At 47.2% G+C, this 16009-nt stretch carries 19 protein-coding genes; all 19 read left to right on the top strand.

Going from position 1 to position 16009, the window contains the following annotated elements; all coding sequences use genetic code 11:
* Positions 1–24 precede the first annotated feature (24 nt).
* The 19 genes from fliI (at position 25) to flhB (ending at position 15996) form a co-directional block, all read left to right on the top strand.
* A complete protein-coding gene (gene fliI, locus DW835_RS03430) occupies positions 25–1308 on the top strand; it encodes a flagellar protein export ATPase FliI (protein WP_347475406.1) in 1284 nt (427 codons plus the stop codon).
* Between the two features lie 5 nt (positions 1309–1313).
* On the top strand, positions 1314–1760 hold the full coding sequence (gene fliJ, locus DW835_RS03425; RefSeq protein ID WP_117464786.1) for a flagellar export protein FliJ: 447 nt from the start codon (positions 1314–1316) through the stop codon (positions 1758–1760).
* A gap of 54 nt (positions 1761–1814) precedes the next feature.
* Positions 1815–2690, top strand: a complete 876-nt coding sequence (locus tag DW835_RS03420) for a hypothetical protein (RefSeq protein WP_118730689.1) — start codon at positions 1815–1817, stop codon at positions 2688–2690.
* A gap of 95 nt (positions 2691–2785) precedes the next feature.
* The gene (locus DW835_RS03415; RefSeq protein WP_117464787.1) at positions 2786–4162 is read left to right on the top strand and encodes a flagellar hook-length control protein FliK; all 1377 of its coding nucleotides are present in this window, start codon (positions 2786–2788) and stop codon (positions 4160–4162) included.
* A gap of 25 nt (positions 4163–4187) precedes the next feature.
* Positions 4188–4898, top strand: coding sequence for a flagellar hook capping FlgD N-terminal domain-containing protein (locus DW835_RS03410; RefSeq protein WP_022311829.1), 711 nt, complete (start codon positions 4188–4190; stop codon positions 4896–4898).
* A gap of 29 nt (positions 4899–4927) precedes the next feature.
* Positions 4928–5344 carry a TIGR02530 family flagellar biosynthesis protein gene (locus DW835_RS03405; RefSeq protein WP_347559352.1) on the top strand — a complete coding sequence of 139 codons (417 nt, stop codon included), beginning with the start codon at positions 4928–4930 and terminating at the stop codon, positions 5342–5344.
* A gap of 79 nt (positions 5345–5423) precedes the next feature.
* Positions 5424–7133, top strand: coding sequence for a flagellar hook-basal body complex protein (locus DW835_RS03400; RefSeq protein WP_117464788.1), 1710 nt, complete (start codon positions 5424–5426; stop codon positions 7131–7133).
* Positions 7134–7302: 169 nt separating this feature from the next.
* The gene (locus DW835_RS03395) at positions 7303–7488 is read left to right on the top strand and encodes a flagellar FlbD family protein (RefSeq protein WP_117464810.1); all 186 of its coding nucleotides are present in this window, start codon (positions 7303–7305) and stop codon (positions 7486–7488) included.
* Positions 7489–7554: 66 nt separating this feature from the next.
* Complete coding sequence (locus DW835_RS03390) at positions 7555–8310, top strand: motility protein A (RefSeq protein WP_118502504.1); 756 nt, start codon at positions 7555–7557, stop codon at positions 8308–8310.
* Positions 8310–9140: a flagellar motor protein MotB gene (locus tag DW835_RS03385; RefSeq protein WP_118502502.1), complete on the top strand. Its 831-nt coding sequence runs from the start codon at positions 8310–8312 to the stop codon at positions 9138–9140. The genes DW835_RS03390 and DW835_RS03385 overlap by 1 nt, the downstream gene beginning before the upstream one ends.
* A 29-nt stretch (positions 9141–9169) precedes the next feature.
* Positions 9170–9688 carry a flagellar basal body-associated FliL family protein gene (locus tag DW835_RS03380; RefSeq protein ID WP_022313076.1) on the top strand — a complete coding sequence of 173 codons (519 nt, stop codon included), beginning with the start codon at positions 9170–9172 and terminating at the stop codon, positions 9686–9688.
* 37 nt (positions 9689–9725) lie between these two features.
* A complete protein-coding gene (gene fliM / locus DW835_RS03375) occupies positions 9726–10706 on the top strand; it encodes a flagellar motor switch protein FliM (protein ID WP_117467261.1) in 981 nt (326 codons plus the stop codon).
* Positions 10707–10708: 2 nt separating this feature from the next.
* Positions 10709–12178: a flagellar motor switch phosphatase FliY gene (gene fliY / locus DW835_RS03370; protein ID WP_117467260.1), complete on the top strand. Its 1470-nt coding sequence runs from the start codon at positions 10709–10711 to the stop codon at positions 12176–12178.
* Between the two features lie 36 nt (positions 12179–12214).
* A complete protein-coding gene (locus DW835_RS03365; RefSeq protein WP_022313073.1) occupies positions 12215–12577 on the top strand; it encodes a response regulator in 363 nt (120 codons plus the stop codon).
* Complete coding sequence (locus DW835_RS03360) at positions 12577–12942, top strand: flagellar biosynthetic protein FliO (RefSeq protein WP_022313072.1); 366 nt, start codon at positions 12577–12579, stop codon at positions 12940–12942. Before DW835_RS03365 ends, DW835_RS03360 begins: the two co-directional genes overlap by 1 nt.
* Positions 12923–13798, top strand: coding sequence for a flagellar type III secretion system pore protein FliP (gene fliP, locus DW835_RS03355; protein WP_243037028.1), 876 nt, complete (start codon positions 12923–12925; stop codon positions 13796–13798). Before DW835_RS03360 ends, fliP begins: the two co-directional genes overlap by 20 nt.
* 22 nt (positions 13799–13820) lie before the next feature.
* Positions 13821–14093 carry a flagellar biosynthesis protein FliQ gene (fliQ, locus tag DW835_RS03350; protein ID WP_022313070.1) on the top strand — a complete coding sequence of 91 codons (273 nt, stop codon included), beginning with the start codon at positions 13821–13823 and terminating at the stop codon, positions 14091–14093.
* 11 nt (positions 14094–14104) lie between these two features.
* On the top strand, positions 14105–14887 hold the full coding sequence (gene fliR / locus DW835_RS03345) for a flagellar biosynthetic protein FliR (protein ID WP_117467258.1): 783 nt from the start codon (positions 14105–14107) through the stop codon (positions 14885–14887).
* Entirely contained in the window at positions 14884–15996 is a 1113-nt protein-coding gene (gene flhB / locus DW835_RS03340; RefSeq protein ID WP_347559351.1) for a flagellar biosynthesis protein FlhB, read from the top strand. Before fliR ends, flhB begins: the two co-directional genes overlap by 4 nt.
* Positions 15997–16009 lie beyond the last annotated feature (13 nt).

Below are 16009 nucleotides of genomic sequence, written 5' to 3'. Positions count from 1 at the left end.
ATTGATTTTGAAAAATATAATAAAATGGCAGAAAAGAGCTTTTACCGTAAGCTGGGGAAAGTGGTCAATGTGGTAGGTCTGACCATAGAGTCCGCCGGACCGGATTCCAAACTGGGGGATCTGTGCCGGATCCTTCCGGATGCGGAAGGGGCAAGGCCCATCATGGCAGAAGTGGTAGGCTTCCGTGACAAGAAGACACTGCTTATGCCCTATGATTCCGTAGATGGTATCGGATTGGGATGTGTGGTGGAAAATACCGGAGATCCCCTGAAGGTCACGGTAAACGACAAACTGCTGGGCAAGACGGTGAACGGACTGGGCGTGCCTATTGACGGCGAAATGATCAATGGAGCCGCCTATCCGGTAGAGGCAGCACCTCCCGATCCTATGTCCAGAACTATTATCGATCAGGTACTGCCGTTGGGAGTCAAGGCGGTAGACGGCATGATCACGGTAGGAAAAGGTCAGAGAATTGGTATCTTTGCCGGCTCTGGTGTGGGCAAATCCACCCTGATGGGTATGTTCGCCCGCAATACCAAAGCGGATATCAATGTCATAGCACTGATCGGCGAGCGAGGCAGAGAGGTACGGGAATTTATTGAGAGAGATCTGGGTGAAGAAGGTATGCGCAGATCTGTTGTGGTTGTGGCAACCTCCGACCGGCCGGCTCTGGAGCGTAACAAGGCGGCCAAGACAGCTACCGCTATCGCGGAATATTTCAGAGATCAGGGCAAGGATGTCCTGCTGATGATGGACTCCCTGACCCGTTTTTCCATGGCCCAGCGGGAGATTGGACTGGCCAGCGGAGAACCGCCGGTGACCAGAGGATATCCTCCCAGTGTGTACTCGGAGATGCCGAAGCTGTTAGAGAGAGCCGGAAGAGCCGCAGTAGGCTCTATTACCGGATTGTATACAGTTCTGGTAGACGGCGATGATTTTAACGAGCCCATTACAGATACCGCCCGAAGCATTCTGGACGGTCATATTATGTTGGACAGAAAGCTGGGACATAAGAACCATTACCCGGCTATCGATATTTTGCAGAGCATTTCCCGATGCATGAGCCAGATCGCCACCAGGGAACACAAACAGGCAGCCAACAAGCTGAAAAATGTACTGGCAACCTATAATGAGGCGGAGGATCTGATCAATATCGGTGCATACAAAAAGGGCAGCAACCCGAATATTGATTATGCAATCTCCAGAATCGATGCTGTGAACGGCTTCCTATGCCAGGGTACGGATGAAAAATTTACCTTTGAAGAGACCGTACAGATGCTGGAAGAGCTGTTCGCAGATCAGGGGTGAGATAAATGGCGAGATTCAGATATTCTCTGCAAAACATCCTGAATATCAAAGAAAAAATGGAAACACAGGCGAAACAGGAATTCGGAACGGCGCAGGCGGCTCTGAATGTGGAAACAGAACATCTGGAGCGCTTGAAAGAACGCAGAAGAGAGTATGAAGAGCAATCTGCGGGGCTGTTAAAAGGAAAGCTGGATCTGCGGGCCATTGAAGAGAACAAGGAAGCACTTTTGAAAATGGACAGCATTGTGGCAACGCAGGCAATCCGGGTGGAAAAAGCAAAGGAAAATGTGGAAGCTGCCAGAGAACGGATGGCAGAGGCCATGAAGGAAAGAAAGATGCATGAGACACTGCGGGAGAAGGCATTTGAGGCTTTTCTGCAGGAAGAAAACCATGCGGAAAGTAAAGCAATTGATGAACTGACCAGTTACACCTACGGACAGAAGAACCGCTAGAACGGGGATGCGGGGCGAAAAGCCGGCAGGTGATGGAAAGGCATGAGGTTTAGTATGGCAAGAGAAAAAACTCCGGAAGAAAACGCAGCGGATAACGAGAGAAAACAGCTGGTGGAAGAGAAAAAAATTTTAAAGAAAGAACAGCAGGCCCAGCGAAAAGAAGCAAAGCGCCGGGCAAGGGAAATTGCCAAACAGGAAGATGAACTGGAGGACGGGAATGAGGGGAACAGCCTTTTGACCTTCGGGGCCACGATCCTGATCGTGGCATTGTGGCTTGCTGTAATCTGTGTAATCATCAAGCTGGATATCGGCGGCTTCGGAAGCTCGGTAGTAACACCGATCTTAAAGGATGTTCCGGTACTTAACCGGATTCTTCCCGGCAACTCTGTGACTGAGACAACGAATTCCGGTGCTTACGGCGGCTATACCAGCTTACAGGATGCGGTGGATCAGATCAAGAGTCTGGAACTACAGCTGGAGCAGATACAGAATGCATCTTCCGCCAAGGACGAAGAACTGGATCAGCTGAAAGCCGAAGTTCTCAGGCTGAAGGAATTCGAAAATCAGCAGGTGGAATTCCAACGGATTCAGAAGGAATTCTATGACGAGGTCGTTTATTCCGATAAGGGACCCGGAGCGGAAGAATATAAGAAATATTATGAGTCCATGGATCCGGCCACTGCGGAATATATTTACAAACAGGTAGTGACTCAGCTGCAGGAGAGTCAGGAAGTGCAGGATTATGCGGCCGCTTATTCAGCCATGAAGCCGAAGCAGGCAGCGGCAATTTTTGAACAGATGACGAACAATCTGGATCTGGCAGCCAGAATTCTGAAGGTCATGAGTGCGGATGACAGAGGTGCCATCCTGGGAGCTATGAATTCAGAAGTAGCGGCAAAGATTACTAAAATTATGGATCCGGAATCTTAAGAAAAAGCAGAAAAGATCCGATACATGATTTGTAGTATAATTACAGGTCATAGACCGTCATAAGGTGGTAAAAGGGGCCTGGGAAAGGAGGAGTTATGGCAGGAACGACAATTAAAGGTGTCGGTAACAGCGGCAATGTGCAGATACCGGATATGGTCACAGCAGCGAAGCAGAATGCGGGAACCAGCTTCCAGGCGGTATGGAATAAGACCCAGAGCAATGCCCAGACAACTAATGCAGCCGACGGGGACCGCACCCAGGCGGGACGGAACGATGTCAGACGTGGTGAATCTTTGAGAGCCGGCGGCAGACAACGCAACAATGTAGCGGATGTCTCTGATGGAAACAAGACGATGGAAGATGACAGCCTGGATGCAAAGGATCTGGAGAAAGTTCAGGAAGTTGTGGGAACGGTGGTACAGAACCTGATCCAACAGATCACGGATACATTTTCCGTCAGTGAAGAAGAACTGCAGGCCACCATGGAAGATCTGGGAATGACAGAAGTGGATCTGACAGATCCCGGGAAACTGAATGAATTGCTGATGGCAGTCAGCGGAGCACAGGATTCGTTCGCATTACTGACGGATGAGAATCTGTACAATGATGTAAAAGGAATTATGGATCTGCAGAAGGAACTGACAGGGCAGGCGCAGGAGGAGTTACAGCTATCTCCTGAAAAATGGCAGGAAGCGGTAACACAGATCACACAGGAAACTGTGGCGGAACCGGTGATCACCGTGGAAACAGATAAAACAGAGAATGTGGCCGTTACTACGGAAGAATCTACTGTGGATACCACAGAAGCAACCGTGACACAGGTACCTGACAGCGGGGAAAAAGTTCCCGTACAGAACGCACAGGAGAACAAGACCGAAGATTCCGGCAGCAGACAGGAACACAACGACGGTGGACAGCATGGCAATCTGTTATTACAGAATCTGAAGGAAGACAATTTCCTGGCACAGTTACAGCAGACGGCACAGACAGAAGAAGCAAGAACCGCAGATACGCAGGACATTATGCGTCAGATCATGGATTATATGAAAGTATCCGTCAAGGCGGACAGCTCTGAACTGGAAATGCAGCTTCATCCCCAGAGCCTGGGAACTCTGCATATACAGATGGCATCCAGAAACGGTGTGGTTACGGCCAATTTCATTGCACAGAATGAAACAGTCAAGGCAGCACTGGAAAGTCAGATGGTACAGCTGAAGGAAAACTTTGCAGAGCAGGGTGTCAAGGTAGAAGCTATTGAAGTTACCGTTCAGACCCACCAGTTCGAACAGAATCTGGAGCAGGGAAGAGGCAATAACAGTAATACGGCAAATGAAACGGGTGCAGGTAGAAAGCGTACCCGCAGGATCAATCTGAACGCAGCATTTGCAGAAGAAGAGCCTCAGACCGAAGAAGACCGGATCGCAGCAGATATGATGTCGGCGAACGGCAATACGGTGGATTTTACCGCATAATAAATAACGAAAGGAGAAAAAGGAAATGGCATTGGTTGCACCCGTGGAAAACGGTAAGATCGTAGAGACCGCATCTCAGACTTCCGTGAGTAAAGCTGCAAAGTCTAGCAGCGGAATGGACAAGGAAGCATTTTTACAGCTTCTGGTAGCACAGATGAAATATCAGGATCCTCTGGAGCCTACGTCCAATACGGAATACATAGCACAGTATGCACAGTTCTCACAGGTAGAGCAGATGCAGAATATGTCCAACAGTATGGATCTGCAGAGAGCAAGTTCTCTGGTAGGCAAGGAGGTCTATATCAAGACCACCACATCCTCCGGCGATACCAAACTGGTGCAGGGAAAAGTGGATTATGTGTCCTACGAGAACAACAAAGCTTACCTTTATATCAACGAAAAGAAGTACTCCATTGATGATCTGGATTCCGTAGTGGATACGGATTATCTGAATGCGTACAACAAGGCTTACAACTTTACCGTAAAGCTGAACAAGCTTCCTAATGTAAACGGCATTGATTCCAGTGATGGCAAGACCATTGATGATCTGGAGAAGGAATACAACGATATGACTGATTACGAGAAATCCTTCCTGGCAAAAGATACCGTGAACAGCTTGAATAAGTACATTGAACGTCTCAAGGAGATCCGCAAAGCTGCCGAAGAAGCAGAAGAAAAGAAGGATACCGAGAGCAAGGATGAGTCAGAAGAAACTGACAGCACAGAGAGCGTATAATGCAGTAAGCAGCTGACGCAGAGGGGCAGATGGATATGGATATTCAGAACAACAGTTTTCTGTCCATTGACCAGTTGGCAAATCAGTACTTAAACAGCAGCCGCAAGACCGTAAAAGCAGCACAGGAAAATCTGGTATCTTTCCAGGAGATCCTACAGAACAAAAGCCAGGAACAGAATGTTTCCGGAACGCAGGATCTGAAATTCTCCAAGCATGCCGCCGTACGGCTGGAAAACAGAGGCATTGAGCTGACAGACGCACAGCTGGAACGCTTGAATGGCGGAGCAAGAAAAGCGGGACAGAAGGGAATCAGGGATTCTCTGGTGATCGTGGATGACTTGGCCTTTATTGTGAATGTACCCAATAAGACCGTGGTGACTGCCATGAACAGCAGAGAAACCGAAGAAAACGTATTTACAAATATTAACGGAGCCGTTATTATGTAGACCGGACCAGGGATGGAGGTCATGCTCCCTTGAATGACAGAGAGGGAGCACGGTTCCAATACAGGAGGAACAAAGCACTATGATGAGATCATTGTATTCTGGCGTAGCAGGACTTAAGACACACCAGACCAGAATGGACGTAATCGGTAATAATATTGCCAACGTCAACACAACAGCTTACAAATCCAGTTCCATGACTTTCAGTGAACTGATGAGCCAGACCACACAGAAGGCCAGTGGTGCCAACGCTACCACTGGTGTCGGCGGTACCAATGCCAAGCAGATCGGTCTGGGCGTTAAGGCAGGAGCTATCAATACTGCCATTACCACGCAGGGTTCCGCGCAGTCTACCGGCAACCCCTTTGATATCATGATCACCGGAGACAACTTCTTCGTAGTCAGCAACGGCTCCGAGAATTTCTTCACCAGAGACGGCTCTTTCTATGTAGATGGTGCCGGCAACCTGGCAATGACCAGCACCGGTTACAATGTTATGGGCTGGGGCGTGGATAAGACTACAGGTAACATCAAGCAGGATACCGTAACTGCACTGCGTATTATGAGTACGGCAAATATGACATATCCTCCTGAGGCTACCACACAGGCAAATATTTCCGGTATTCTGGATGAGAACGATAAGGATGTGACCAGTGCCAACGGTAAGACCGTAAACCTGAACTTCTTCGATGCGAGAGGTTACAGTTATACTGCAAAATTTACCTTTAAACAGTCTGGCGAACCGAACACCAATGTTTATAGTATGGAACTGACGAAACTGCTGGATTCCACCGGAGCAGAGATCGATATTTCCGCACTGGATTTCGGAAACCGTACCCAGCAGAAGATGGAGACTAAGGTGACATTGAATACCGATGCCTACAAGTGGGATGGAACGATGCTGAAAACAAAGGATGGAACCAAAGATATAGCTGACCTGACGAAAATTTTTAATGCTGATGGAAGCCTGATTGATACTTCAAACAATGCTACAGCAGCAAAGGAACAGCAGGAGGCTTTGGATGCCATTGCAGCAGCTTATGGATATGAGGGATCTACCAATGAATTTTTGAATTTGTATATTACCAGCCCTACAGACACAACGCAACAGCTTACCATGCAGCAGCTGCTTGGCAATATGAGATCTGGTACCGGAGATCAGCTGCTTCCGGCAGACGGCAGTGCTATTACCATGGAAGGTCGTTATTTTGAAGGAACTACTGTGGTATTCAATAAAGACACCGGTAAACTGGAAAGTGTCGGCGGTTCTACTACAAACTTGGGCATTAATGCAGCATTTTCACAGTTAGGTGGCAACTTCTCCGATATTACCATCGACCTGTCCGAATGCACCAACTACGATAACAAGGGTACTTCCACCATCGGTGCCACCAGTGGTGACCTGGACGGACTGGGAACCGGACGTCGTCCGGGAGATATGATCGGTGTATTCATTCAGAAGGATGGTATGATTTACGCAAGCTATGACAACGGTATGACCAAACTGTTAGGCCAGATTGCTACCGCAGCATTTGCCAATGCTTCCGGCCTGGAGAAGCAGGGAGACAACCTTTACTCTGCAACCCTGAACTCCGGTGAGTTCGATGGTATCGGCGTAGACATCACCGCAGGCGGTGGATACATGTCCACCGGTCATCTGGAGATGAGTAATGTAGACCTGTCTTCCGAGTTTACTGAGATGATCACCACTCAGAGAGGTTTCCAGGCCAACAGCCGTATCATTACCGTATCCGATACTTTGTTGGAAGAACTGACCAATCTGAAGCGTTAATAAAACGTTAAAAATGCAATATACGTATAAAGGGGATAGGAATGCTACCTGTCCCTTTTGTATGTATAAAAGATCAAGGGAAAAAAGTACTATAACAAAATTGGAGAATGTGGTAAAAGTCATAAACTACAGAAGATATTGAACAATGAATGGGGAAGGAGAAAACAGTATGATAGAAGTTACGAAGATCAATGGGGTCAAGGTGTTGGTGAATCCGGATCTGATCGAACTGGTAGAAGAGACCCCTGATACGGTGCTGACTCTCACCACAGGCAGGAAAATAATTGTAAAAGAAAGTAGACAAGAAATAAAAAATCTTGTAATATTATACAGAAAGGATATTTTTGCAAAATAATTTGCAGAATGCCAGGTGATTTAAGTGGATATAGCATCTTTAGCAGGAATATTATTAGCGTTATTCATGTTGGTATTTGGTATCATAAGCTCTGCGGGTGTCGGAGGATTCAGAGAATATCTGGATCCGGCTTCTGCAATTATTACATTCGGTGGAGCTTTCTCCTGTACCCTCATGTCCATGAGCTTACAGAATTACATAGCGGGTCTGAAATCCTTTACTCTGATCTTCAAGGCACCGGCACTGAATACTTCCGAGATGATCGGCAAGATCATAGAGCTTTCCAATGTGGCACGTAAGGAAGGTCTGCTGTCTCTGGAAGAAGCAGCAACGGATCTGGAGGAACCTTTCCTGAAAAAGGGAATTCTTCTGATCGTCGATGGTACCGATCCCGAACTGGTACGTGCCATCATGGAGACAGAACTGGTAAGTGTAGAGGGAAGACATAAAGAGACGATCGGTTTCTGGGATACACTGGCGGCCATGGGCCCTGCCTGGGGTATGATCGGTACCCTGATCGGTCTGGTAGATATGTTGTATCACATGGACGATCCGTCCACACTGGGACCTGCAATGGCAGTGGCGTTGATTACTACATTGTACGGATCCTTGCTGGCAAACTGGATTTGTACGCCTGTTTCCAATAAATTAAAAGCAGATAATGCTGTGGAAATGCAGCAGAAGGAAGTTATGATTGAGGGGCTTTTATCCATACAGGCTGGTGAAAATCCCCGTGTCATCGAAGAAAAACTGAAGTCATTCCTTCCTCCGAAGGACAGAACAAGTGCAGATGGTGAAGAGGAAGCAGGGGGTGAAGCATAATGGCAAAACGTAAGCCTGAAGATCCACCTGCTGGATCCCCGGCATGGATGACCACATTCAGTGACCTGATGAACTTGCTGCTGTGCTTCTTTGTTATGTTGTTTTCCATGTCTTCGATAGATGCAACCAAGTACAGCGAAATGGCAGCAGCTATGTCGAACAGCACTTTTAGCATTTTCAATGCCGGATCCACGGCAATCGGTGAGGGTATCCTGATCAGCAACGGCGTCAGCCAGTTGAATGATCTGGATGAGTATATCAGTAATGCCGGAAGAAACGCAGACAGTGAGACGGATTCTGATAATTATGAGAAATATGACAGCGCAGAAGCTTTGGAAGAGGCACTGAATGAGAAAAATCTGGAGAGCAACGAAGAACTGGCTGAAACAGTACAGGAAGCTCTGGTGGAGGACAGCCTTGCAGATCAGGTCAGTGTGTCATTTACGGCACAATATGTGCAGTTATCTATGAAGGGAGCGCTGTTGTTTGATTCCGGAAGTGACAGCCTGAAGGATCAGGCTAAGGCAGTTCTGGACAAGGTGGGAGTGATCCTGGAACGTTACGGAAGTAATTCCACCATAGAAATCGAAGGACATACAGATAATGTCCCTATTCACAGTGCGAGGTTTGCCGATAATGAAGAATTGAGCAGCGCCAGAGCACTTTCCGTGTTCTATTATCTGACAGAGACTACCTCTCTGGATCCATCTGATCTGAGACACGCAGGGATGGGTGACCGTGTACCGGTAGCTGATAACTCCACAGAAGAGGGGCGCAGCAAGAACCGGCGTGTAGAGATCAGAATCTATAATCCATCCACAACATATTAGTGTGGAGAGGGAAAGGAAGCATAAGACCAATGAAGAAAAATCTGATGACAGTATTGATTCTGGCACTGCTGGTGGTGAACATTGTGTTGACCAGCGTCATGCTTGTGAGCATTGTGGGTACGAATAAGAAGACCGCACAACTGGTAGACAATATTACGACTGCCATGAATCTGGAACTTACCGTTCCGGGGGATGAAGAAACAACGAATGTTGCCCTTACCGATACAGAGGTATATAATATTGCAGACTCCATGACAATTCCTCTGAAGAGCGAAGCAGGAGCAAAACAGGATTACATTATGTTTGATGTATCTTTGTCTATCAACAAGAAGCATAAGGATTATAAGACCTATGGCAGCAGTGACACGCTGGCAAGCTATGAGAACCTGATCAAGGATGCTATCACGGCTACCGTTTCCGCACATACAGAGGATGAGTGCAGAGAGGATATGGAAGGCTTAAAAGAGGAGATTCTGAAGTCTGTTCAGGATCTATTCCAATCCGACTTCATCTATAAGGTCGCAATCAGCGGAGTGAAATTCGGCTGATGAAGCGGGAAAATAAGATGACAGGAGGTGAGGGCCTGTGAGTGATATACTTTCACAAAGTGAAATTGATAATCTTCTGAAACAGTTGTCTGAGGGAGACCTGGATGTAGACCAGATCCAGGGGGAGGACGATAAGCAGGTCAAAAACTATGACTTCAGCCGCCCTACCAAATTCTCCAAAGAACATTTACGAACCCTGGAGATCATATTCGAGCATTACAGCCGACTGATCTCTACGAACCTTCCGGTATATCTGCGCAAGAACGTGCAGGTATCGGTAGCAAGTTCGGAAACGGTTACTTTCAGTGAGTTCTCCAACGCACTTTCGAATCCGTCGGTGCTTGGAATTGTTAATTTTGCACCACTCAACGGCAATATTATTATAGAGATTGCAACCAATCTATGTTATGCCATGCTGGATCGTATGCTGGGAGGCAGCGGCCAGCCATTGGAAAAGAGCAGAGATTTTTCCGATATAGAGCTGACAATCTTACAGAAGCTTTTGGTCATGTTTACGCAGCTGATGCGTGAGCCCTGGAAAAATGTTGTTGAAATCTCACCGGTATTAAGCCGGCTGGAAACGAATCCCCAGTTTGCACAGGTAATTGCTCCCAGCGATATGATCGCTATTGTTACCCTGAATATGAAAATCGGGGATGTCGAAGGAATGGTAAATATCTGTCTTCCTTTCTTTACACTGGAAGATGTGATGGATAAACTGAACACCAAATACTGGTTCTCCACAATGCAGGAGAATCACGATGAACACTACGAGGAGTACATTGAGTCCATGATCCGGAGAGTAGATATTCCGATTAAGGCAGTGCTGGGAAAGAGCACCATTTCGGTGAATGATTTCCTGAATCTGCAGGTGGGCGACTGTATCCGGCTGGATTCCAGAGTCGATACCGACATGAATGTGTATGTGGGCAATATTAAAAAGTTCACGGCACTGCCCGGTACGGATAGAGATTCGTATGCTGTTCAGATCACATCGGTGATCAGAGAGGAGGAGTAACGATGGATGGGATGTTATCTCAGGATGAGATAAATGCCCTGCTGCAAGGTATGGATCTGTCGGATACCGCGGATGGCGGTGATGCGGCAGCAGATCCGGCACCGGAGAACAGTACGGCTGAAAATTATAATAATGAGAATGAAGCTGCGGAGAACGCAGCACCGGTTGTCAGTGACGGAGAGGAACTGACGGATGTAGAGAAGGATGCGATTGGCGAGGTGGCCAATATCAGTATGGGATCCTCTGCCACAACCCTATATTCACTGGTAAACCGCAAAGTAAATATTACAACTCCTGTGGTTACGCTGGCTACATGGAAAAACCTGCTGGACGCCTATGAAAAGCCCTGTGTATTTATTCAGATCAAATATACCCAGGGACTGGACGGTACCAATATTCTGGTATTAAAAGAACATGATGTAAAAGTTATCACTGACCTGATGATGGGCGGTGACGGTACGAATACAGATGGAGAACTGGGAGAACTGCACCTGAGTGCAATTTCCGAGGCGATGAACCAGATGATGGGCTCCGCAGCGACTTCCCTTTCCACACTGTTGCAGACGGTAATTGATATCAGCCCGCCTGAGGCTTCTCTTTTTGATCTGACAGAGGTAAAGGATGGCAAGGAAATATCTCCGTTTTTAGGAGGAACCTTTGTAAAAATCGCATTCCGTATGCAAATCGATGATCTGGTAGACAGTTCTATCATGCAGTTGTATCCCATCGATTTTGCCCGTAAACTGGTAGAGACCTTTATCAATACCCAGATGGGAAGCTTGGAGGAAAGCAACGATCAGGCAGCAACTCAGCCGGAAAGCATACCTGCTCCCGCAGCAGCTCCGCAGAACAATGCAGGACAGATGAATGCCGGCGCAAACAATATGACTCAGATGAATATGCAGCAGCCGGATCCCATGGCTATGAATCATATGAATGGCATGAATCAGATGGGGAACATAGGAATGCAACAGATGAATGGCATGGGCATGATGAACCAGATGGGTGGCATGGGTATGAATCAGATGCCCGGCATGGACATGAATAGCATGAACCAGATGGGGATGAATGGTATGCCTCAGATGGGAATGCAGCAGATGGGGAACATGGGAATGCAACAGATGAATGGCATGGGCATGATGAACCAGATGGGCAATATGGGAATGCCGCAGCAGAATGTCAATGTGCAGCCTGCACAGTTCCAGAGCTTCTCAAATGACAGCGTGGGACTTTCCGGACAGGAAAATATTGGTCTGATCAAAGATGTCCCTTTGGAAGTTACCGTAGAGCTTGGCAGAACGAAGAAATCCATTTCCGAGATTCTGGAGTTCTCACCGGGTACGATCATTGAACTGGATCGTATTGCAGGAGAACCGATCGATGTTCTGGTAAACGGAAAATTTGTAGCCAAGGGTGAAGTTGTTGTAATTGAAGAAAGCTTTGGCGTCCGTATTACAGAAATTATTAAATAAAACAGAGAATAGACCAAACAAATGGAGGGAAATTAAATGGCAAAGAATATTTTGATCTGCGATGATGCAGCGTTCATGAGAATGATGATTAAGGACATTCTGACCAAGAACGGTTACAATGTTGCAGGAGAAGCAGAGAACGGAATGAAGGCAGTGGAGAAGTTCAAGGAAGTGAATCCCGATCTGGTTCTGATGGACATCACCATGCCTGAGATGGACGGCATCCAGGCACTGAAGGAGATCAAGAAGTTAGACGGTGGCGCTAAGGTTATCATGTGTTCTGCAATGGGCCAGCAGGCAATGGTTATCGAGTCTATCCAGGCCGGTGCCAAAGATTTCATTGTAAAACCTTTTCAGGCAGAACGTGTTATTGAAGCTGTGAAAAAGGTAGTGGGTTAATGATCATACTTACCGGAAAAGCAGACAGTTATGCCCAGTTCATTACAGTATTGTTCATCTTTGTGGCAGTACTGGCGGTAACCGCATTGGTAACGAAATGGATCGCAGGATACCAGAAACAACAGGGAGCGGCAGGCAATATTGAAGTGAGAGAGACCGTTCGGATCGCAAATAACAAATACATTCAGCTGGTCCGGATCGGTGAGTCTTATTTTGCCATTGCGGTCTGCAAGGATACCGTAACGGCCCTGGGACAGATTCCTGCAGAACAACTTAAAGGTAAGACTACATTGGAAAGTACTTCCGGGTTCCGGGAATTATTGGAACGTGCGGCGAAGAAAGAGAATGAAGAGAAAGATCATTGATGCAAGTATAAAATTAAAGACGATTATCTATATGGTATGCCTGCTGGTCACGGTAGGCATATTGTGTATTTGTACGCCGGTAAAGGTGCAGGCATCGGAGCGTCATCTGACGGGAGATACGGAAGTTTCCACGGTGATCAATCCGGCGGGAACAGCCACGACCCCGGAAGAGGTAGGACAGCTGAATACGGCGAATACTGTCAGCATTACCTACAATAACGGTAACGGACAGATCAACGGTGCGCTTCGGATTCTGATCACTCTGACGCTGATCGCACTGGCACCGACCATTATTATCATGATGACCTCTTTTACGAGGATCATCATCGTGCTGCATTTTACCAGGTCTGCACTGAATACCCAGACGGCACCGCCGAACCAGATCCTGATCGGACTGGCACTGATCCTGACATTTTTCATTATGGAGCCTACGATCACGAGGATCAATGAGGAAGCAATCCAGCCTTTTGAGGAGGGCACGATCGATCAGGATGAGGCTCTGGAAAAAGGCATGGCACCCTTACGGGAATTTATGTATCCACAGACTCAGGTGAAGGATGTGGAACTGTTCATGGATATCGCAGGACAGGAGTGGGACGGAACCCTGGAGGATATTCCGAATTCCGTGCTGGTTCCCAGCTTTATGATCAGCGAACTGCGAATTGCGTTCTGGATCGGCTTTACGATCTATATTCCTTTTATTGTAATTGATATGGTAGTGGCATCCACTCTGATGAGTATGGGTATGATGATGCTGCCGCCGACGACGATCTCCATGCCCTTCAAGATCCTGCTGTTCGTACTGGCAGACGGTTGGGCACTGATCATAGGGCAACTGGTACAGACATTTTATTAGATTCGTAAGATGAGGTTTTGCTATGACGATAGATGCAGTATCGGAAATGACGAATAATGCGTTATATGTGATCATCAAGGTATCCCTGCCGGTGTTGCTGGTATCCCTGGTTGTTGGTCTGGTCATCAGTATTTTCCAGACAGTGACTTCCATTCAGGAGCAGACACTGACCTTTGTACCGAAGATCGTTGCCATCTTTTTGTGTCTGATGGTTATCGGACACTGGATGATGAACACGATGGTGGAGTACACGGTGCAATTGTGGTCAAGTTTCAGCCAGTATGTACATAGGTGACGGGAAGAAATATGGTAGATCTTTCTTTTTCAATATATGATCTTGAATATTTTCTGCTGATATTCGTAAGAGTATCCTGCTTTGTATATATAGCACCTTATTTCGGGATGAATGATACCCCGGCCAGAATCCGGATCGGCATCAGCTTTTTTACGGCGTGGCTGCTATATGAGACGCTGACGCCGGTGGATGCGGTAGTTGTTGACACTGTGATGGAATATGCGGTGATCGTCATGAAAGAGGCAATTGCCGGGCTACTGATCGGTTTCGGGGCCAATATCTGTATGGCAGTCGTGAATTTTGCCGGTTCCATTGCTGACATGGAGACAGGCCTGTCCATGGCTACGTTACTGGATCCGGCTACGAAAGAGACCACCAGCATTACCGGTGTCTTGTATCAGTATTCTTTTATGCTGATGCTGATCGCTTCCGGAATGTACCGGTATCTCTTCGGAGCTTTGGCAGATAGTTTTACATTGATCCCGGTGAACGGGGTAGTGTTCCACGCAGACAGTCTGCTGCAGTCCATGACAGAATTTATGAGTGATTATATCCTGATCGGCTTTCGTATTGTATTGCCGATTTTTTGTGTGATATTGCTTCTGAATGCAATCCTGGGAGTGCTGGCCAAGGTATCTCCCCAGATGAATATGTTTGCAGTAGGTATTCAGCTGAAGGTTCTGGCGGGACTGACGGCGATGTTCCTTACCACCGGGATGCTTCCGGGGGCTGCAGATTTTGTCTATCAGGAAATGAAAAAGATGGTAGTATCTTTTATCGGAGGTATGATGTGATCCTGGAATATGATCTGCAATTCTTCGCAGCAGAAGGACAGGGCGGAGAGAAGACAGAGCCTGCTACCGAGAAAAAGCTGTCTGATGCCAGAAAAGAAGGTCAGGTTGCCAAAAGCCGTGAGATTGCCAACGGGCTGGGTCTGCTGACGGTATTTCTGGTATTGAAAATATGGGTGGGACACATGGGGTATCAGTTTATAAATGTGTTCAGCGTCATTTACGGGAGAATTCCCGAGGTGGTGACTTTCTGGCACGGTAACATGCCACAGCAGGATACCGCAGTCGCATTCCGGCAGATGCTTTTACAAGCCATCATCATTATGGCACCGATCCTTTTGCTGGGATTAGTGGTGGCATTTTTGAGCGATGTAATACAGGTGGGCTGGAAGCCTACGGGAAAACCGCTACAGCCCAAGTTCAGTAAATTGAACCCGCTTTCGGGCTTCAAAAGAATTTTTTCTGTCAATGCGTTGGTGGAACTGATCAAGTCCATTCTGAAGATTGGATTGATCACTTACATATGTTATAATTATCTGAAGGATAAATGGCCTCTGCTGTTTTCATTGTATGATATGGATTTGATGCAGTCTATTGCATTGATTGGTGAAATAGTGACAGATCTGGGGATCCGGGTGTCGCTGGTCTATATGATCATCGCCGCTGCTGACTTTATCTACCAGAAGTATAAATTCAGCAAAGACATGCGAATGACCAAGCAGGAGATCAAGGAAGAGTACAAGCAACAGGAAGGTGATCCGCAGATTAAGGGCCGTATCCGGCAGAAGATGCAGGAAGCTTCCCGGCGCAGAATGATGCAGAATCTGCCCCAGGCGGATGTGGTCATCACGAACCCCACCCATTATGCTGTAGCGATCAAATACGATCCGGAGGTGGCGGATGCCCCTATTGTGATTGCAAAAGGTGAGGATTATCTGGCAGCGAAGATCAAAGAGATCGCCAGGGAGCATCAGATAGAAATCGTAGAAAACAAACCACTTGCCAGAATGCTGTATGCAAACGTGGATGTGGGACAGGCGGTGCCGCCGGAACTGTACCAGGCGGTAGCAGAAGTCCTGGCGTTTGTATATCATCTGCAGGGGAAAGTATAAAGAAGAATCATAA

This window comes from Clostridium sp. AM34-9AC (assembly GCF_003480225.1).
Classification (GTDB): Bacteria; Bacillota; Clostridia; order Lachnospirales; family Lachnospiraceae; genus Acetatifactor; species Acetatifactor acetigignens.
The sequence above is the reverse complement of the archived record's forward strand: the minus strand, read 5'-3'. Positions and strand labels throughout refer to the sequence as shown.